The organism is Clostridium sp. AWRP (genome assembly GCF_004006395.2).
In the GTDB taxonomy this organism is placed as follows: Bacteria; Bacillota; Clostridia; order Clostridiales; family Clostridiaceae; genus Clostridium_B.
Genome location: NZ_CP029758.2, coordinates 2,112,769 through 2,132,295 on the forward strand (window position 1 = coordinate 2,112,769; position 19,527 = coordinate 2,132,295).

Genomic DNA, 19,527 nt, shown 5'->3' on the forward strand with positions numbered 1-19,527 from the left:
ATTTATAATAATATTATGTTAAGGAGAAATTGATGGTGTCTAAAGTTGTAGAAAGATTTGTAAAGTATGTAAAGTATGATACTAGATCTGATGAAAATTCCACAACAGTTCCCACTACGCGGGGGCAATTAGAGTTAGCTAGGGAATTATCAAAGGAATTAAAGAATATTGGTATGGAAGATATCTGCTTGGATGAGTATGGATACATAATGGCAACACTTCCTGCGAACATTACTAAAGATGTACCAGTAGTAGGGTTTATTGCTCACATAGATACCCATCCTCAAGTTTCAGGTGCTAATGTAAAACCTAAATTTATAGAAGCCTATAATGGAGAAGACATAATTTTAAATGAGGGAAAAAATATAGTACTTTCTTCTAAAAAATTTTCAGAACTAAAAAATTATATAGGACAAACCTTAATTACATCAGATGGAACTACTCTTCTTGGGGCAGATGATAAAGCGGGTATAGCAGAAATTATTACTGCTGTAGAGTTTTTAATACAAAATCCTAAGATTAAGCATGGACCTATAAGAATAGCATTTACTACAGATGAAGAGGTAGGAAAAATAGGAGAATATTTTAATGTAGAAAAATTCAAGGCTGATTTAGCCTATACGATAGATGGAGAATCTATTGGAAGTTTAAAATATGAAAATTTTAATGCAGCAAGTGCGAAAATAACCATAAATGGCAAAAATACCTATACCGGAGAAGCTAAAGGGAGAATGATGAATTCATTGAGAATTGCAGCAGAGCTTATGAGTATGTTTCCGGAAAAAGAGACTCCTGAAAATACAGAGGGAGTTGAAGGTTTTTATCATCCTTCATTTATTAACGGAAAGGTAGAAAAGACAGAAATCCATTATTTGATAAGAGATTTTGATAATAAAAATTTTGAAAAAAGAAAAAATTTTATTTCTAATGTAGTACAAACTATAAATAAAAAATATGGTAAAGACACAGTAATGCTTGAAATAACTGAGCAGTATAGAAATATGAAAGAAAAAATTGAACCGGAAAAATATATTGTGGATATAGCTATTCAAGCTATGAAAGAAGTAAATGTATTTCCAGATGTAACACCACTAAGGGGAGGAACAGATGGAGCTAAGTTATCTTATATGGGACTTCCCACACCAGATATATTTAATGGTGTTCATAATATCCACAGCAAATATGAATATATCTCAACTTATTCTATGGAAAAATCTGTAGAAGTGATATTAAAAATAATTCAATTATTTACAGAAACATAAAAAGCGTTTGGGAGCAGAGAAAAATGTTATTAAATTATAAGTACAATAATACTAAATTTTTAATTCCAAAAAAGAAATGTAAGATTATAGACAGAGAAAAGGTTTTAAGTAAGCTAGATGAAGTTTTGAAAACTAAGCTTACAATTATATCTGCAGCAGCAGGGAGTGGAAAAACTACTTCTGTTATTTCATGGATATGCTCAAGAAAATTAGATAATAATACAGTATGGATTTCTTTAGATGAAAGGGACGACAATTTAGATATTTTTTGGAGATCAATTAGTACAGCTATTGAAAAGTTTAAGAACAATGATACAAATTGTAAAGAAGAAGACTTTATTCAAGACCAAGACATATCAAGTGAATCAGCAGTAAACATGGTATTAGCTAGCATTTCATCTGTAAATAAGGACTTAATACTTGTAATAGATGATTTACATTTTGTGAAGAATGAAGACATACTTGTGGAAATAAAACACTTTATTGAGGGTATTTCTGATAATATTCATATTATAATAACTAGTAGGACAAAGCTAAACATAAATATTTCTAAACTAAGGTTGGATGGAGAAGTAACGGAGATAAATAAAGAAGACCTTAGTTTTTCATTAGAAGAGACGGATGAGTTTATAAAAGCCAATATGGAAATTACAATGCCAAAGGAAAGTGTGCAAATATTAAATAAGTATACAGAAGGCTGGATAGCAGGAATTCAAATGGTTGTATTGTCTATAAAAGAAAGAAAAAATGTAACGGAAATGAATGAAAAATTTATTGGAAGTAATAAGTATATTCAGGATTATTTCTGTGAAGAGATTTTTAATAGGCAATCAGAAGAAATTAAAGATTTTTTATTAAAAACGTGTATTTTAGATGAATTAAATATTGAGTTATGCAATGCTGTCAGGTGTATGAAAAATAGTCAGCAAATTTTAGAAAAAATATATGATAAAAATTTATTTATTAACAGATTAGATTACGATGGAAAATTATTTAAATATGATGTACTTTTTAAGAAATTTTTAATGAGTAAAGCAAATGTTATAAATAGGGAAGAAATGCGTGAAGCTAGCAATAAGGCCGCTAAGTGGTATGAAAATAAGGGACGCATAAATAATGCAGTAAATCAGTTTATAAGCACAGAAAACTATGAGCAGGCAATAGAACTAATTGAGGACAAATGTATTAAAGAAACGTTTACAAATAAATATTTTTATGTAGAAAATTGGTTAAAAAATATACCACAAGATATTATTGTAAAAAATGCTAGATTTTGTATCATATATGTGTATACATACATATATGACGATGCTAGGTATAAGAAATATTTAGAGTTTACAAAAAAAGCGCTGCAAAACTGTATTGATGAAGATTACAAGAAAGAATGCTTAGGTATATTGTACATTATTAGAGGGGATAAAAGTTATATCGAATCAGATTATAAAAAAAGTATAGAATATTATGAAAGTGCGTTGAAGTATTTAGAAAAAGACATGTTTTGGCATACAATAATAAATCTAAAATCAGGTATAGTATATTTTTATCTAAAGGATTTTGTTTTAGAAGAAAAGTTTTTTCATGAATCAATAATTTTAAGTCAATCCTATAAGGATAATACTTTATATTTAATGACTAATAGAATAATTATTTTTGAAAAGTTACTTAAAGGGGAATTAACCGAATGCGAAAGTATATGTAATACTTGCTTAAATAGCACTATAAGTAATGATTTAGAAAAATCTTCACTGATGTCAATTTTTTATGTAGTATTAGCACTAGTTTATTATGAAAAAAATTATATTATAAAAGCAGAGGAGTACGTATTTAAGGGATTAGAACTTGTTGAAGAATGGGATTTTTATACGGCATTTATAGGGTATTATGTGCATTCTGGAGTAGTCCTTAAAAAGAATAAGAAGAACCAAAAGAGTGAATTAAATAAGATTTATGAAAAAGTACAACAATTATCTAAAAAATATAAGAACAATAAGTTAGCTGATAAATACTATTTTTATAAATTAAAAGATAAATTCAAAGTATTGGAAATGGAGAGGCTTATAGAGTATGGCAGAATTAAATGTGTAGAAAAGTATATTGCAAAAAGGAATTTTAAAATTTCAGAAGAACTTGTTGTGTTTTCTAAAATACTCATGTGTAAAGGAAAAAATGAAGATGCATTAATGTTATTAAATAAGATTTTAGCTTCTAATAAAGAAAAAGATAACAAGAATTTAATTATAAGAGCCTATATTTTTAGATCAGAAATTCTTTCACAAAAGGATCAATACGAAAATGCCACAAAGGATTTAAGACAAGCTTTAATAATTGGATATAAGAATGGTTTTGTCAGGTTATTTTTAATAAATCAGACAAAGTCAAGAAAAATCTTGATAAAAACTATTAAATCTATGAAATTTAACAAGGATTATTATGAAATGGGAGAGTATTTAAATAAAATACTAAGTTTGTATTCGACTAAGGAAGATAGCCAAATAATAAGTAAAAGAGAAAGAGAAGTGTTAATGTTAATAGAAAAAGGAGCCAAAAATTCAGAAATAGCAAAGAGACTATTTATTACAGAAAGTACTGCTAAAAGTCATATATTAAACATATTTAGCAAACTGAGTGTGCGAAATAGAATTGAAGCTGTAGCTAAGGCAAAAGAGATAGGGATTATTTAAGAGAAGGTTATTTGAAAAGTTTTATATAAGAAACTTTTTAAATAACCTTTTTAAATATATAATCATCCTAAAGTATGATTAGCTAAATGATAAAATTCATCCTACCTAGTAATACTTTAGGATGATTATTATACTTTGAAAAAGTGATACAGTATATATGTATATATAGTTTTGACAAATTGGAGATATTATAAGGAGGATTAACATGTCTAAGGTTTTAGAAAAATTTACTAAATATATAAAATTTGATACTAGTTCAAATGAAGAAATGAATACGGTCCCTACTACGCAAGGACAGATGGTGCTGGCAAAAGAATTGTCAAAAGAGTTAAAGAAAATAGGAATGAGAGAGGTTTCAGTAGATAAAAATGGATACGTAATGGCATCGTTACCATCTAATATTAATAAAGAAGTTCCTACTATAGGATTTATTGCACATATGGACACAAGTCCAGAAGTTTCAGGAATGAATGTAAATCCTAAATTTATTGAAAACTATGATGGTAAGGATATAGTTTTAAATGGAGAAAAAAATATTGTTCTTTCTCCAGAGAATTTTCCAGAATTAAAAGATTATGTTGGGAAAACACTTATTACTACAGATGGGACTACTCTTTTAGGTGCTGATGATAAAGCAGGGATTGCTGAGATTATTACTGCTTTAGAAACTTTAATAGAAAATCCAGAAATTAAGCATGGAAACGTTAAAGTTGCGTTTACACCAGATGAAGAAATTGGAAGAGGACCAGATCATTTTGATGTTGAAAAATTCAATGCAAATGCAGCTTATACGGTAGATGGAGGATCTCTTGGAGAATTGGAATATGAAAATTTCAATGCTGCAAGTGCAGAAGTAATTATTAGTGGAATAAATGTTCATCCAGGAAGTGCAAAAGGAATAATGATAAATTCGATGCTTATTGCTGGAGAATTTATGAGTATGCTTCCACAAAATGAAACTCCATCAACCACAGAAGGTTATGAAGGCTTTTATCATATAGTTTCACTTAACGGTGGAGTAGAGCAAACAAAGCTTGAATATATAATAAGAGACTTTGATGAGAAAAATTTTGAAAAAAGAAAACAATTTATAACTGGTGCTGCGGAAAGTTTAAACAAGAAATATGGCAAAAGTATAGTTAAAATTGAAATAAAAGACCAGTATAAAAATATGAAGGAAAAAATTGAGCCTGTAAAACATATAGTTGATATTGCTTTTGAAGCGATGAAATCGGTGGATGTGGTTCCAAAAGTTCAACCTATAAGAGGTGGTACAGATGGAGCTAGCTTATCTTTTAAAGGACTTCCTACACCAAATATATTCACTGGAGGACACAATTTCCATGGTAAGTTTGAGTACATACCCGTGTATTCTATGGAAAAAGCTGTAGAAGTAATACTTAAAATAGTCCAGTTATACGGGAAAATGTAATCAATAAATTAATAAAGGGGGAGAAAAATGGAGTCAACTGAGAAAAAACAAAAAAAGATGACGTTAATAGCACTAGTATTAATGATCTTTACATCAGTATTTGGATTCACTAATATACCCAGAGCATTTTATTTAATGGGTTATGGTGCAATTCCCTGGTATATTTTATCTGCAATAACTTTTTTTATTCCTTATGCATTTATGATGGCAGAATATGGAGCAGCATTTAAAAATGAAAGAGGGGGAATCTACTCGTGGATGGAAAAGTCCGTTGGAGCTAAATATGCCTTTATAGGAACATTCATGTGGTATGCTTCTTATGTAATTTGGATGGTTAATATATCTTCAACAATATGGGTACCGTTTTCAAATGCGATATTTGGAAGTGACAAAACGCCAACCTGGTCACTATTAGGATTAAATTCCACTCAGGTCTTAGGAATATTGGGTATATGCTGGATCTTAGTTGTAACATTAACAGCATCTAAGGGATTGGAAAAAATAACAAAAGTAACATCAGTAGGCGGTACTGCAGTAGCACTACTTAATATTGTATTATTAATTGGAGCAGTAATTGTATTAATAGGAAATGGTGGACATTTAGCTCAGCCAATTGTATCATCAGCTGCTTTTACACAATCACCAAATCCTGACTATCAAAGTGGTATTAGTGTATTGGCATTTTTAGTATTTGCGTTATTTGCTTATGGTGGAATAGAAGCAGTAGGAGGATTGGTAGACCAAACTGAAAAAGCAGAAGTAACATTTCCAAAAGGTGTTACTGTAGCAGCAATAATTATTGCCATAGGATATGCTGTAGGTATATTTTTGTGCGGCATATTTACTAATTGGAAAGAAGTGTTAGCACTAAAAGGTGTGCACATGGGCAATGTTGCTTATGTAGTAATGCAAAACTTAGGATATCAAATAGGACAAAGTCTTGGATGTAGTCAAGCAACTTCATTGACAATAGGAGCTTGGACAGCTAGGTATGCAGGGTTATCCATGTTTTTAGCATTGTCAGGAGCATTCTTTACATTATGTTATTCACCACTAAAACAATTAGTGGAAGGTACACCAAAGAAATTATGGCCAGGAAAAATGGCTGAAATTAAAGATGGAATGCCTAAAAATGCTATGTGGGTTCAATGCATATTTGTAGTGGCATTTATAGCACTAGTATCTTTTGGAGGAGATGCAGCATCTAAATTTTTTAATATATTAATAAAGATGACTAATGTAGCAATGACTGTCCCATATATGTTTTTATCAGCTGCATTTATTGCTTTTAAAAAGAAAACAGAAATCAAAAAACCTTTTGAAGTTTTTAAAAGTTATAGATGGACATGTATTGCTACAGTAGTAGTTACTTTTACAATAGGGTTTGCTAATTTCTTTACAATAATAGAACCAGCAGTACATGGAAATTTAAAAGATACAATATGGATGATTATAGGTCCAGTATTTTTTACTATAATTGCTTTATTGATATATGGGTCATATGAAAGAAAAAGTAAAAAAGAATTGCAATAATATTTTAATTTTCAAAATTTCATAGGGGTAAATAGTTAACCAGGGTGCACGACCCTGGTTTTTACTATTAAGGCATTTTCAAAGAAATAGCAAGTCAGTATGCTAGCCTATTTTTTATTTCAAATGCCTAAGCATATTTATTGGACTTGTTGGACTTAAAAGATTTTTTATTTTACTATAAGGCAATTCAATTTCAAAAATTCCATAGTAGTAAGGCGTGTATTCGTAAACTTGGTAATAAAGTACTAGCGAATTAGGAGTAAGGTAATACTCTTGATTTGGAGTTATACCTTTGTACTCATTTATCAGTGTAATGTTATTGTCCTTAATATATTGATTAGCAAGTTCATTTAAGAAACCTACATAATAGATTTTAGGGTTAAATAAATCGCTGAAGGTGTATATTTGTCCTGTATTAACGTTTAATGTTATGGAAGAATAAGCTGTAAATCCGTGAGCAGCTTTATTTACATAAGTATACATATTAAATAGTATACTTAAAAGACCGTTTTTATTTAACATTACGTCATAAGTACCTAAAATTTCATTAAAATCTATTTTTTCTGGGAATAAGACTTGAGATGTAAAAAGTTTACTTACTTCATTTATAATAGAAGTATTTATCCTATTTATTATTTGATCCTTATTTGGATTTGGTATGAATGGATAGCTTATGCTAAATTTTTCAGGTGATATCTTTGCTGTATTTAATATAACCCCGCTGCTGGACTCATTTCTGAAAAAACATTTAGCAAATGGACAGATATTTTTTGAAATATTATAATTATGTGGCATTTGTACCCTCTCAATAATAGTTTTTATAGTATAATTTATTTATTAAGTGGTAAAAGTGTTCTTCTTAAGTATGTTTTAAGGAAGTGATAATTTGGATGCATTTATAGCTAGACAGCCGATATTTAATAAAAAGGAAAGGGTTGTAGCTTATGAATTACTTTATAGGGATAGTTTTGAAAATTACTATAATGGAAGTGATGAAGATAAAGCTACTTGTAATGTCATAGCAAACGTTTTTTCTCTCGCTGGAGTAGATAAAATTACATGGGGTAAAAAGGCGTTTATTAATTTCCCTAAAAATCTTATAACGGATGATATTATTCCAATGTTACCTAAGAATGTAGTAATTGAAATACTTGAAACCGTTGAGCCGACTCCAAGAGTAGTGAATGCGTGTAGATATTTGAAAGAGTGTGGCTATACACTTGCACTTGATGATTTTATATTTGATAAAAAGTACATAGAATTATTGGATTTGACAGATATAGTTAAAGTGGATTTTAAGATGGCAAGATATGAAAAGAAGTTTATATTAAATAATACTAAAAACAATAATATTAAATTCTTAGCTGAAAAAGTTGAAACGCAAGAAGACTATAATAAAGCAAAAAATTTAGGATATGACCTTTTTCAGGGATATTTTTTTAGTGAGCCAACTGTAGTATCAACTAAAGATATTCCAAAGGAAAAGTTAATATATGTAGAAATACTTTCTGAATTAAGTAAAAAAAATGTAGATATTGTAAAGTTAAAATCACTTGTAATAAAAGATTTATCTATAGTATATAAATTTTTAAAAATTATAAATTCATGTATGTATGGGCTTAAAAGTAAAATTGTTTCACCTCATCAAGCAATAACCTATCTTGGTGAAGTAGAATCTTGCAAATGGCTTTATGTTATAGTTTTAGGAAGTATGGGATCATATAGGTCAAGTGAGATAGTAAGGGCATCTCTTGTAAGGGCTAAATTTTGTGAAAGAATTGGATCAAGGTTATACCCTGATGATTTGGAAAAGCAGTATAATTTCTTTATAGTAGGTATGCTTTCTATGCTTGATGTAATACTTGAAAGGAATATGGAAAGTCTATCAGGTGAACTGTTTTTAGAGAAGGATGTAAGAGAAGCTTTAATTGGAAAAAATAACAAATATAAGGAAGTTCTTAATTTAATAATTTCCTACGAAAGGGCTAGATGGGATGAATGTACAGAATTTTCAAAGAAGTTAAATATAGATATAAGTACAGTTGTGAAAGAATACATTTTTGCATTGAATTGGGCTAATATAATATGACATAATGGGGAGTTGAGTGGAAAACTAGACTTCCACTTTCCTAAAATCATGTTGACAATGTAAACTTAGAGATGTATTATATATTTAAAAGTTGACACTGTAAACATAATAAGGAGGTATTTAAATCTATGAAAATATTAGTTATAAATGACAGTCAAAATGAAGATAAGCTTGGAAAGAAAATAAGAGAGAGAACTGTGAAAATGCTTAAAAGTCAAAAAATTGAATTTAAAGATTACAATTTAAATCTAGAGGATTTACACCATTGTATTGGTTGCTTTAACTGTTGGATTAAAACGCCGGGCATTTGTGTATTTGATGACCTGGGAAGAAATATATGCGAGGATTTTATAAAAAGTGATGTTGTATTGTATGTAGGCCCAATAAAATATGGATGTTACAGTTCTGTTATAAAAAGATCACTGGATAGGCAAATACCTAATATACTTCCGTTTTTTGAAGAAGTGAATGGAGAAATGCATCATTCACCACGTTATGACAAGTATCCAGAACTAGTTGCTTTAGGATATGGTGAAGATGTTTCTAGTGAAGAAGAAGAAACTTTTAGTTCTCTTGTTACAGCTAATGGGATAAATCTTCAAAAAAGTGGAGCAAAAGCTTATGTGTGCAAAAACGATGTTGATATAGATGAATATATAAATAATTTTGAAATCTATTTAGAAGAAAGAGAGGTTAGGTAAAGTGAAAAAAGTATGTTTTGTAAATGGAAGTCCTAGAGAAAGTGGAAGCACTTCAGCTTATTTTATAGGAGAAATACAAAAATTAATTAAAGATAATGATATAGAAACTCAGTGTGTTTATGCAATTAAAGATTTAAAATCAGGTAAGATAGCTCAAAGTTTTGAAAAAATTATAAGCTCAGACAGCGTAATATTTGTTTTCCCACTTTATGTTGACAGCATACCATCTAATTTTATTGATTTTTTATGGAAAATTGAAAATTATATAAAAGAAAATGAGATTGATAAAAATGAACTTCCATGCTTATATGCTATTATAAATTGTGGATTTGTAGAAGGCATTCAAAATAAAAATGCTGTAAATATAATTTATAACTTTTCGAAAAAGACAGGCTTTGACTTCAAGTTTGCAATAGGTATAGGCGGAGGAGAGTTTGTAAAAGGTACAAGGGATATAATACCAATTGAAAGTGATATAAAAAGAGACATATATCTAGCACTTTGCAAACTTAAAGATAGCATAGAAAGTGGCAGAGAGGACGATGAAAAAGGAGTATTCGTAAGCCCTAAAGTGCCTAGATCACAATTCATACTTAATGGAAATAACGGATGGGTAGAAATGGTCAAAGAAAATAATGTGACAAAAGAAGATCTTTTAAAAAAGGCATATTAAAAATGAATGAGATATCTCGCTTAGAAAGTATTTTCTATTTTGAGATATCTCATTTTTCGTAATAAAATTTGTATATTAGACAGGTTCTACTATAATGTAATATATGTACTTAAATTTAGCTATATGCTTTAGAAAGGTGAAAATTACAAAATGGAGAACTTAATATACAGTTTAAATGCTACAGTACCGGTGTTTTTAGTTATTGTGGTAGGATATGTGTTAAAACAAATAGGAATGTTGAATGATAATTTCATAGAAATAGCTAATAAATTTAACTTTAAAGTTACTTTACCGATATTATTATTAACTGACATTGGATCAACTAATATAATTAAAAATTTTGATGGAAAGTACATATTGTTTTGTGCAGTAGTCACATCTATTTGTTTCTGGTCAATTTGGTTTTTTACTAAAAAATTTATGAAAGATTCTTCTATGACGGGAGCTTTTGTACAAGCATCTTTTCGTGGAAGTGCATCTATACTGGGAATTGCCTTTATTCAAAATATTTATGGAAATGCGGGAATGGCTCCTATGATGATTATAGGAGCTGTTCCACTTTACAATATATATTCTGTTATTGTACTTACTTTTGAAAGTGAAGACAACAGAGGAGGAAAAGATAGTATAAAAAAGGCATGTATCAATATTATAAAAAATCCCATTATCATTGGAATTTTGCTAGGAATGATAGTATCACTATTAAATATTCATTTTCCTAAAATAATAGACAAAACACTCAAAAATTTTGCAGTTATGGCATCTCCTTTGGCACTTGTAACTATTGGGGCTGGCTTTGAAGGAACAAAAGCCCTTGCAAAGATAAAACCAACTTTAGCAGCTTCCTTTATAAAACTGGTAGCTCAAGCTGCTGTATTTTTGCCACTAGCAGTATATTTGGGATTTAGAAATCAAGAACTTGTTGCTTTAATTATCATGCTTGGTTCTCCAACTACAGTAAGCTGTTATATAATGGCAAAGAATATGAACAATGATGGTGTTTTGACTTCAAGCATCGTTGTAGCAACTACTTTATTATCAGCGTTTACTCTAACTTTTTGGATTTTTCTATTAAAGAGCTTTAAATTTATTCTATAATTTGTTTTTAAATGGATTGGTGGAGGACATAACCTCCGCCAAATTAATAATCTAATCTTCAAATTTAAATAATTCTTCCACAGAAGTATTGAATACTTTTGCGATGTCCATTGCCAGTTTAAGTGATGGATTATATCTACCATTTTCAAGGTGAACAATGGTTTCTCTTCTTACCCCTATTAATTCTGCTAATTCACTTTGTTTCATATTCATTTTTTCTCTATATTCTTTTACTTTTGTTTTTAGAGTTGGCATATTATATACCTCGCATATCAATTACACAGAAAATAATTGCCCGCAGGATAGTTAATGCTACGATACCTGCAGCAATCAAGTAGCCTGTCATTATGCCGCTTGGGGTTATAAATGCTGATGGAAGTAAAATGCCGGCCATAAATAAATAAGAAAGTTTTAGACAAATAGAATCTGTTTTATTAAGGGTTTCTTTTGCAAATTCATCAAAAATCTCTGAATTCCCTTTGAGTAGTGCCAAAAATACAAGTGTGAGTCCCAGCAATAAATATTCTATTAGTGTATGAATGGGTTTGAAAGTGAGACTTACACTCATCCAATAATACATGAGAAATAATAAAGCCGGGATTATTTTAGCACTAATCCAAATTCTTAAACTAATTTTTTTATCTTTCATAATATAGTCTCCTTTATGTGATATATTTATAACTTGTGTTATAAATATATCACATATTTTTTTTAAAATCAAGTAAAAAGTGAATTATTTGTAACTTTATTAAATATTAAAAAGCCAATGCTTGATTAAGCATTGGCTTTGAATTTTATATTTATATCCAAAATATCGGTGCTTTAATTTTGACACCTATCTCTCGATAGGTGGGTGTTCTCACAGATGTATCTATCGCTTTTAATGCGTTAAAAGGACTCATAAAAAAGTACATATCCTCATCTAAATTTGAACTCCCGATGTTTAAATGTAGGTTCAAAATAAAAGCTTAACGTGTATTTCAGAAGTTGTACACTATAAAATTCATAATAAAAAGAAAAATCATTAACTAGAAATGTAGTCGTTTTCCTTTTGTGAGATTATAATAACATATTTAAGTTATCATTGCAAGTAGATAATATATGGTAGATTAATGAAGTAATAGAGGATATATCTGATAATATTTTTATTCCTGACAATTATTAGTTAGGTAACTAAATTGTTATTGACAATATGGAAAGTCAATGATATTATAAAAATAAGTTAGTTAACTAACTAAATGTATTGGAGGGATGTTGAATGGAACGCGAAGAAGCAATGAAATTATTTATAGAATTACACCGTTTAGGAAGACAAATGCACCGTTTTTCACATAAAATTTCTCATGGAGGAAATCACTTTATGGGAGGACAATCAAGAATGCTTACTATTGTTGCAGAAAATGAAGGTATTACTCAACGACAGCTTGCTGAAATCATGGATGTGAGACCTGCATCAATGACTGTGATGATAGGCAAGATGGAATTATTTGGACTTATTGAGCGTAAGCAAGATGCTAAAGATCAAAGAGTTATGCATATTTATATTACAGATAGTGGAAGAAAAGCCGAGGAGGAATCAAGAATTTCTACTCAACAGTTAGTTGGGTCCCTATTTCAAAGCCTTTCCGATGAAGAAGTAAAACAAATGCTTATGATTACTGAAAAATTATCTAAATCCCTTAATGAAGGTGACTCAGGTGATTTACAATGTAGACTTCATGATCATCATAGACATCATGGATTTCATAAATATTATCATGAGTCAGATGACAATCTTAAGCATTTGTTTAGGAATCTTTAAGGAAAATTTTAGATATGATACCACAGGAAATTCAAGAAAAAATAAGGTCTATAATTCAGAAAAAGGGATGCAAATTAACAAGTCAAAGGAGTGCAGTATTGAAGGCTTTTTTTGAGAAAAATTATGAACATATGACTGTTGAAGAGGTTCATTATTTTTCAAAAAGTTATTGTAGTAAGATTGGAATTGCCACTGTATATAGGTGTATACTTTATTTTGAAAAAATTGGTGTGCTGAGAAAAATTGAAACTAATGAGAAGTATGGAAGATATGAATTGGTAATTCCAGATGAAGAATTTGAGCATCCACATTTAGTTTGTGTAAAATGTGGAAAAATAATTGGAGCCTTTGATAGTGAAATTTTAAAAGAATTGGACAAACAGAAAAAGTTTATTGAAAATATATATGACTTTAAAATTAACAGCCAGAGTAATATTTATTATGGAATTTGTGAAGCATGTAAAGGTTCATGATAGTTTGGTTTACAAGAAATAGTTAATATAGTAATATAATATTATTCAAAGAGGGGGCTAAGTATATGAAATATTATGTGGCTGATGCTTTTACGGATGAAGTGTTTAAGGGAAATCCGGCAGGGGTATGTGTATTAGATAAATGGCTGCAGGATGATATAATGCAAAAAATTGCAGCAGAAAACAATTTGTCAGAAACAGCTTTTGTAGTTAAAGGTGAAAATAAAAATGAATATGAACTAAGGTGGTTTACGCCAAAGGCAGAAATAGATTTATGTGGACACGCTACACTGGGGACTTCCTATGTTGTTTCCAATTATGTAGATGTTGGAACAGATAAAATGATATTCCATACTGTAAGTGGAATACTTGAAGTCAATCGTAAAAGTGATTTATATGAAATGGATTTCCCTACAAGAGAGCCTAAAAAAGTTCAAATACCAGAAACAATTTCGGATATCATTGGGGTGAAACCTATAGAAACATATTTATCAAGGGATTTATTTGTAGTAGTTGAAACAGAAGAGCAGGTTAAAAATTTAGTTCCTAATTTTTCTAAAATGATAGAATTAGAAGATGGCTCAGGGGTTATCGTAACTGCGAAGGGCAGTGATGTTGATTTTGTATCCCGCTGTTTCTATCCCAAATTTGGTGTAAATGAAGATCCCGTAACAGGCTCTGCGCACAGCAATTTAATACCCTTTTGGTCAAAAAGATTGAATAAAGATAAGATGATAGCAAAACAGTTGTCAAAACGCGGCGGAACATTATATTGTGAATTTTGTGGTGACAGGGTTAAAATAAGTGGAAGAGCTTCACTATATATGGTGGGAAATATAAACATATAGTTTAAATTAGAAGGATAGTTTTATGATATTAAGTGTAAGCAGAAGAACAGATATACCAGCTTTTTATAGTGATTGGTTTTTCAATAGAATGAAGGAAGAATTTGTGTTAGTCAAGAATCCGTTTAATTCAAAGCAAGTGAGTAAAGTGATTTTAAATCCTAAAATAATAGATTGTATAGTATTTTGGACCAAAAATCCTAAAAAAATGATAAAGAGATTGGATGAAATTAAGGAATATAATTATTATTTCCAATTCACTTTAAATTCATATGATAAGACACTAGAGACAAATGTTCCAGAGAAAAAATATTTGATAAACACATTTATAGAATTATCAAAACGAATTGGTAAGGATAGAGTTATATGGAGGTATGATCCTATAATATTAACGGATAAGTTTACAAGGGATTACCATTATAAGTGGTTTAAATATCTTGCGAAAAGATTATGTCCATATACAAATAAGTGTGTTATCAGTTTCTTAGATTTATACAGGAAATCAGAGCGAAATTTAAAAGAAATAAACATTTTACAGATAGATAAGGACGATATGTTTGAGTTAGCAGAGAAATTTTCAAAAATAGCTTTTAAATATAATATGACTATTGAAACTTGTTCCGAGGAAATAGATCTATCAAAATTCAATATTAAGCATGGAAAATGTATAGATGATAGATTGATTTCTAAGATAGCTGGGGAAAAGCTATCTATAGATAAAGATCCAAATCAGAGGAAAGTTTGTGGATGTGTAAAGAGCATTGATATAGGAGCTTATAATACATGTAATCATGGTTGTTTATACTGCTATGCAAATTTCAATAGAGATGCTGCTGAAAAGAATTTATTGAAGCATAATAAAAAGTCTCCTCTACTGATTGGTGAGCTATGTGGAGATGAAAAGATTATAGATAGAAAGATGAAATCATATAGAGATAGTCAGTTATCTTTTTTATAAAAAATAGGATTATAATGTAATTGTATTGATGTGAGTTGATACAATTATTTTTATTTACATATGAAGAGGAGAAATGTAATGTAGTCTAAATAAACATCTATTTTATGGTATAATTTCACTGTATGAGGACGATAATTTGAGCGGAGGAATAAAAAGTGAATGAAAAAATACTTTTAGTAGATGATGAAAAGAGCATTTTAGATGTACTGACTTATGCATTAAAAAGAGAAGGATATTTAGTAGAAAGAGCTTATGATGGAAAGGAAGCACTTCATAAAGTAGATATTTTTAATCCGCACATAGTAATTTTGGATTTAATGCTCCCTGTAATGAATGGATACGATGTTTGTAAAAAGTTAGAAAACAAAAATATTGGGATTATCATGCTTACAGCAAAAGAAGATATTGTGGACAAGATACTTGGTCTTGAATTTGGAGCAGATGATTATATGACGAAACCCTTTGATATAAGGGAACTTCTTGCAAGAATCAAGTCACTTGTAAGGAGACTTAATAAAACTATTGATGAAAAAAAGAATATTGGTGTCATAAAAATAAATGATCTTATTATTAATAAGAAAAAGAGAACTGTAAGTATAAAGAATATTTTGATAGAGCTTACTTCTATGGAATTTGACCTGCTGTATTTGCTCCTTTCAAATCCAGGCATAGTATATTCTAGAGAACAGCTTTTAAATATAATATGGAATATGGATTATGTTGGAGGAACACGAACTGTAGATACACACATTCAAAGAGTAAGGAAAAAGTTAGGTGATAGTTATCAGGATTTAATACAAACCGTTTATGGTATTGGATATAAAGGGGTTGACGAATTATTTGAAGGTGGGAATTAAATTCAAGCTCATATCTTTTACAGCTTCACTTTTATTAATTGTAATATCATTTTTGAGTTTTTTGGTGCTTAATGGAATAAAAAGTTATCAGAATAAAGAAACGCAGGCGATTTTATTTAAGCAAAAGGATATATTTGAAGAATACTTTAGTGAACGCATGAGTTTGAATAAAAATACTAATTATGATGACAGCTTAGCTAGAGGTAGTATTTTTAATAAAGCATGGTTGAGAACTATACCGGCAAATATATATAACACAAAAGGTGAACTACTTTCAGGGTTTAAGACAGATGCAAAGCTAAATGAAAATAATGAGAAAAAAATTATGATAGATTATGCAATTAAAGGCAAAGTATCTTATAGAGAAATTAATGATGTAATATATTTCTATTCACCCATTAAATATAAGGGCAATACAGCAGCAATTTTAGAACTGGAATATTCAATTAGAGAAAATAAATTATTTTATAGTGATATAGAAAAATTGTTTTATGGTATAGGTTTTTTGGCTCTGGTGCTTGGTATATTTGTAGGAATCTTTTATTTTTCCAGGCTAACTAGAGACATATATGAAATGAAAGATTCAGTAGAAAACATTCAAAAGGGTGAATTTAGTAAAGTACATAAGGTAAATCGAAATGATGAATTGGGAGAATTGAGCAGTGGTCTTATATTTATGAGTAATACTATAGAACAAAATATTGAGGACCTTAAAGTTGAAAGGGATTCTTTAAATGCAGCTGTGGATAAATTAAAAAAAATGGACAAGCAACAAAAAGAGTTTATAGGAAATGTAACTCATGAATTCAAAACTCCAATTACCAGCATAAAGGCCTATGCAGATGTGATTGGAATGTACACGGATGATTTAAAATTAATTGAAGAAGGTACTTTAAGTATATCAAAAGAATGTGATAGGCTTTCGGGCATGGTAGATAATATATTGAGCTTATCCGCCCTTGAAAAATATGATTTTGAAATTGAAAAAAATGAAGTTAATTTAAAGAAAATATTGAATGAAATATGCAAAACAATGATGGCAAAAGTCAAGAAAAATAATTTGATTTTAAAATATGATGCAGGGGATATTGTTGTTAATTTAGATGAGGACAGCTTAAAGCATATTCTAATTAATTTAATTGATAATGCTATAAAATATAATAGACAAGGTGGCAGTATATATATTGAGTGTTATAAAAATGATAAAGACAAGATAACTATAAGTGTCGAAGATACTGGTATAGGTATGAGTGAAGAAGTGCTTTCCAAAATTTTTGAACCTTTTTATAGAGCTGATAAACACAGGAGTCGTGAAACAGGAGGAGCTGGACTTGGACTAGCTTTAGTTAAAAAGCTAGTTGAAAAACAAGGAGGAACCATAAAGGTAAATTCTAAATTAAATGAGGGTACTATTTTTTACGTTGAATTTTCAACATAAAGTTTACAAGATTGTGACATCTATTTATAATTTTGTGAACAAGTTTTGATAACATGAATTTATCCGATGACTACCTGCTCTAATACTCCCACGCACTCTGTGAAAGCGGCTATCACCAAATCAAAGATTTGAGATATCTGCTTTTCTCCAAGTGGAAGTAAAGAGCAGCTACGTCCCTGGATAACGATTTCTAAGCATCAGGTGGAGTCAAAACTCCATCTGATGCCAAGAACTCTGTTTATTAAGAAAAAGGAGGAAAGTTCAATGTTGAGTAAAAAGGTTTTATCTCTGATTTTGGCTGTAGGAGTTATAGGAGGTGTAAGTGCAGTTCAATTAAATCATCATGTAATTGCTAAATCTAAACAGGACATAAAAGTAACAGCATATAAACCTTCTGCTAAAGTCAATGAAAACGGGTACCAGATTGATAAATATGAAAATATTGAAAGTACTGCATGGCTTAATGAAAATGAAGTGTTGACTTTAAGTAGAAAAAGTGAATTTAAAAATCCTGATTCAACTAGAATGATAAGATATTGCAGCATTTATAATTTGAATACAAAAAGTTCTAAAGATTTTAAGAATGCAAATATAGATGAATTTTTAGGAGTATCGCCAGATAAGAAATATGTTCTTTATGCAGAAGCAAGGAATATTCCCAAAATTGAAAGCCAGGAGTGGAAAGATGCTCTTGCTTCAGGAGATTTACTCCACAAAAATGTAAAATTATTAAATTTGTCTACAGGTCAAATTACCGATGTAAATACGGAAAAGTTAAACAGTGATGCCCAGTTTATATGGGTAAGTAAGAATAAAATTTTAGCAAATTATTTTAATCATTGGGCAGTAATTGATACAACTGGGAAAGTATATGCTGATGGAAGTTATAATGGTGGAGAACATGATGATGCATGGATATCCGGTGTAGATGATATTAAAGATTTAGGAAGCAGTGTAGAAGGTAAGTTTTATTATACTCAAGGTAAGAATGGAAAAGAAGGAGTAAAAGTATGCTCCATGGACGTGAAGACTAAAGAGATAAAGAATATTTGTGCCAATAAATATTCTTTGCATGCAGATAAAAAGGGAAAGACAATTATAATGGACAACTACAATAACAATGGCGGGGCAGTTGATGGAGTTTATGTGAACAGAACCTTTGGAGCACTTGTTATGAACGAATCCGGTAAGGTACTTCAAGATATTAAACTTCCTAAAGGTAGAATAAGTTCTGGATTACCTACTTCTGACTATATACTATCACCTGACGGAAGTAAAGCTGCTTATGTTGAGAGCAATAATGAAATTAGTCGTCAGCTAGGTTCGAATAATAAGGATCTTAATATATCCATTAAGGTTATAGATATTAAAACAGGCGATATAAAGGAAATAGTAAAAGTAGCCAGCTTAAAGGATAAAAATCAGGGAAATAACTATATTACAGTTAAAATTAAAGATAAAGATGGCAAAATTAAAGAAAAGAAGATTACAAGAGTGCCTTGTATTTCAAACATTTGTTGGGATAGTACAAGTACTGCACTGTCATTTACTTATGGAAGTTCTTCAGATCCGTTTAATAAAGACAACATAAATAGTTATGTTGTTACTTTTGATAAATAACCTCTTTATAAATTAAATTTTGCATATATAAAATTTTAGCCTAATATAAAAACTTTGCGAAGCAAA

The 19,527-nt window shown here is 29.7% G+C and carries 18 protein-coding genes; 15 read left to right on the plus strand and 3 right to left on the minus strand.

Translation table 11 applies throughout. From position 1 onward, the window contains the following. Positions 1 to 35 precede the first annotated feature (35 nt). From pepT (DMR38_RS09840) to yjeM, 4 genes are all read left to right on the plus strand, one after another. On the plus strand, positions 36 to 1,262 hold the full coding sequence (pepT, locus tag DMR38_RS09840) for a peptidase T (RefSeq protein ID WP_127724006.1): 1,227 nt from the start codon (positions 36 to 38) through the stop codon (positions 1,260 to 1,262). A gap of 23 nt (positions 1,263 to 1,285) precedes the next feature. After that, positions 1,286 to 3,943: a LuxR C-terminal-related transcriptional regulator gene (locus DMR38_RS09845; protein ID WP_127721111.1), complete on the plus strand. Its 2,658-nt coding sequence runs from the start codon at positions 1,286 to 1,288 to the stop codon at positions 3,941 to 3,943. Between the two features lie 205 nt (positions 3,944 to 4,148). Next, positions 4,149 to 5,375, plus strand: a complete 1,227-nt coding sequence (pepT, locus tag DMR38_RS09850; RefSeq protein ID WP_127721113.1) for a peptidase T — start codon at positions 4,149 to 4,151, stop codon at positions 5,373 to 5,375. A 27-nt stretch (positions 5,376 to 5,402) separates the two neighbouring features. After that, the gene (yjeM, locus tag DMR38_RS09855; protein WP_127721115.1) at positions 5,403 to 6,908 is read left to right on the plus strand and encodes a glutamate/gamma-aminobutyrate family transporter YjeM; all 1,506 of its coding nucleotides are present in this window, start codon (positions 5,403 to 5,405) and stop codon (positions 6,906 to 6,908) included. A gap of 114 nt (positions 6,909 to 7,022) precedes the next feature. Here the strand turns inward: yjeM and DMR38_RS09860 are convergent, their stop codons facing one another. Further along, the gene (locus tag DMR38_RS09860; protein WP_127721117.1) at positions 7,023 to 7,703 is read right to left on the minus strand and encodes a DUF3298 and DUF4163 domain-containing protein; all 681 of its coding nucleotides are present in this window, start codon (positions 7,701 to 7,703) and stop codon (positions 7,023 to 7,025) included. 91 nt (positions 7,704 to 7,794) lie between these two features. Between DMR38_RS09860 and DMR38_RS09865 the strand changes: the two genes are divergently transcribed. From DMR38_RS09865 to DMR38_RS09880, 4 genes are all read left to right on the plus strand, one after another. After that, a complete protein-coding gene (locus tag DMR38_RS09865) occupies positions 7,795 to 8,997 on the plus strand; it encodes an HDOD domain-containing protein (protein ID WP_127721119.1) in 1,203 nt (400 codons plus the stop codon). A gap of 128 nt (positions 8,998 to 9,125) precedes the next feature. Beyond that, positions 9,126 to 9,698 carry an NAD(P)H-dependent oxidoreductase gene (locus tag DMR38_RS09870; protein ID WP_127721121.1) on the plus strand — a complete coding sequence of 191 codons (573 nt, stop codon included), beginning with the start codon at positions 9,126 to 9,128 and terminating at the stop codon, positions 9,696 to 9,698. 1 nt (position 9,699) lies between these two features. Next, positions 9,700 to 10,371, plus strand: a complete 672-nt coding sequence (locus DMR38_RS09875) for a hypothetical protein (RefSeq protein WP_127721123.1) — start codon at positions 9,700 to 9,702, stop codon at positions 10,369 to 10,371. 150 nt (positions 10,372 to 10,521) lie between these two features. Beyond that, complete coding sequence (locus DMR38_RS09880) at positions 10,522 to 11,469, plus strand: AEC family transporter (RefSeq protein ID WP_127721125.1); 948 nt, start codon at positions 10,522 to 10,524, stop codon at positions 11,467 to 11,469. A 51-nt stretch (positions 11,470 to 11,520) separates the two neighbouring features. On the opposite strand, the gene DMR38_RS09885 is transcribed toward DMR38_RS09880, so the two are convergent. Further along, positions 11,521 to 11,724 carry a helix-turn-helix transcriptional regulator gene (locus DMR38_RS09885; RefSeq protein WP_013238592.1) on the minus strand — a complete coding sequence of 68 codons (204 nt, stop codon included), beginning with the start codon at positions 11,722 to 11,724 and terminating at the stop codon, positions 11,521 to 11,523. A 1-nt stretch (position 11,725) separates the two neighbouring features. Beyond that, positions 11,726 to 12,118 carry a hypothetical protein gene (locus DMR38_RS09890; RefSeq protein WP_127721127.1) on the minus strand — a complete coding sequence of 131 codons (393 nt, stop codon included), beginning with the start codon at positions 12,116 to 12,118 and terminating at the stop codon, positions 11,726 to 11,728. A gap of 711 nt (positions 12,119 to 12,829) precedes the next feature. Here DMR38_RS09890 and DMR38_RS09895 point away from each other — a divergent pair. From DMR38_RS09895 to DMR38_RS09930, 7 genes are all read left to right on the plus strand, one after another. Beyond that, positions 12,830 to 13,270: a MarR family transcriptional regulator gene (locus DMR38_RS09895; protein WP_175412976.1), complete on the plus strand. Its 441-nt coding sequence runs from the start codon at positions 12,830 to 12,832 to the stop codon at positions 13,268 to 13,270. A 14-nt stretch (positions 13,271 to 13,284) separates the two neighbouring features. After that, positions 13,285 to 13,743 (plus strand): transcriptional repressor, encoded by a 459-nt coding sequence (locus tag DMR38_RS09900; RefSeq protein WP_127721131.1) that lies wholly within the window; start codon positions 13,285 to 13,287, stop codon positions 13,741 to 13,743. Positions 13,744 to 13,808: 65 nt separating this feature from the next. Further along, positions 13,809 to 14,591 carry a PhzF family phenazine biosynthesis protein gene (locus tag DMR38_RS09905; protein WP_127721133.1) on the plus strand — a complete coding sequence of 261 codons (783 nt, stop codon included), beginning with the start codon at positions 13,809 to 13,811 and terminating at the stop codon, positions 14,589 to 14,591. 22 nt (positions 14,592 to 14,613) lie between these two features. Next, positions 14,614 to 15,546, plus strand: a complete 933-nt coding sequence (locus tag DMR38_RS09910) for a DUF1848 domain-containing protein (protein ID WP_127721135.1) — start codon at positions 14,614 to 14,616, stop codon at positions 15,544 to 15,546. Positions 15,547 to 15,701: 155 nt separating this feature from the next. Further along, the gene (locus DMR38_RS09915; protein WP_127721137.1) at positions 15,702 to 16,403 is read left to right on the plus strand and encodes a response regulator transcription factor; all 702 of its coding nucleotides are present in this window, start codon (positions 15,702 to 15,704) and stop codon (positions 16,401 to 16,403) included. After that, positions 16,354 to 17,841 carry a HAMP domain-containing sensor histidine kinase gene (locus DMR38_RS09920; RefSeq protein ID WP_243124539.1) on the plus strand — a complete coding sequence of 496 codons (1,488 nt, stop codon included), beginning with the start codon at positions 16,354 to 16,356 and terminating at the stop codon, positions 17,839 to 17,841. The genes DMR38_RS09915 and DMR38_RS09920 overlap by 50 nt, the downstream gene beginning before the upstream one ends. A gap of 264 nt (positions 17,842 to 18,105) precedes the next feature. Continuing rightward, entirely contained in the window at positions 18,106 to 19,461 is a 1,356-nt protein-coding gene (locus DMR38_RS09930; RefSeq protein WP_127721141.1) for a hypothetical protein, read from the plus strand. The last annotated feature ends 66 nt before the right edge of the window (positions 19,462 to 19,527 follow it).

Excerpts from the sequence above, each read along its gene's own strand:
- DMR38_RS09885 (WP_013238592.1), bottom strand. The coding sequence starts at position 11,724 with ATGCCAACTCTAAAAACAAAAGTAAAAGAATATAGAGAAAAAATGAAT.
- DMR38_RS09845 (WP_127721111.1), top strand. The coding sequence starts at position 1,286 with ATGTTATTAAATTATAAGTACAATAATACTAAATTTTTAATTCCAAAA.
- DMR38_RS09905 (WP_127721133.1), top strand. The coding sequence starts at position 13,809 with ATGAAATATTATGTGGCTGATGCTTTTACGGATGAAGTGTTTAAGGGA.
- pepT (WP_127721113.1), top strand. The coding sequence starts at position 4,149 with ATGTCTAAGGTTTTAGAAAAATTTACTAAATATATAAAATTTGATACT.
- DMR38_RS09920 (WP_243124539.1), top strand. The coding sequence starts at position 16,354 with ATGGTATTGGATATAAAGGGGTTGACGAATTATTTGAAGGTGGGAATT.
- DMR38_RS09930 (WP_127721141.1), top strand. The coding sequence starts at position 18,106 with ATGTTGAGTAAAAAGGTTTTATCTCTGATTTTGGCTGTAGGAGTTATA.
- DMR38_RS09860 (WP_127721117.1), bottom strand. The coding sequence starts at position 7,703 with ATGCCACATAATTATAATATTTCAAAAAATATCTGTCCATTTGCTAAA.
- DMR38_RS09870 (WP_127721121.1), top strand. The coding sequence starts at position 9,126 with ATGAAAATATTAGTTATAAATGACAGTCAAAATGAAGATAAGCTTGGA.
- DMR38_RS09895 (WP_175412976.1), top strand. The coding sequence starts at position 12,830 with ATGGGAGGACAATCAAGAATGCTTACTATTGTTGCAGAAAATGAAGGT.
- DMR38_RS09890 (WP_127721127.1), bottom strand. The coding sequence starts at position 12,118 with ATGAAAGATAAAAAAATTAGTTTAAGAATTTGGATTAGTGCTAAAATA.
- DMR38_RS09910 (WP_127721135.1), top strand. The coding sequence starts at position 14,614 with ATGATATTAAGTGTAAGCAGAAGAACAGATATACCAGCTTTTTATAGT.
- DMR38_RS09900 (WP_127721131.1), top strand. The coding sequence starts at position 13,285 with ATGATACCACAGGAAATTCAAGAAAAAATAAGGTCTATAATTCAGAAA.
- yjeM (WP_127721115.1), top strand. The coding sequence starts at position 5,403 with ATGGAGTCAACTGAGAAAAAACAAAAAAAGATGACGTTAATAGCACTA.
- DMR38_RS09880 (WP_127721125.1), top strand. The coding sequence starts at position 10,522 with ATGGAGAACTTAATATACAGTTTAAATGCTACAGTACCGGTGTTTTTA.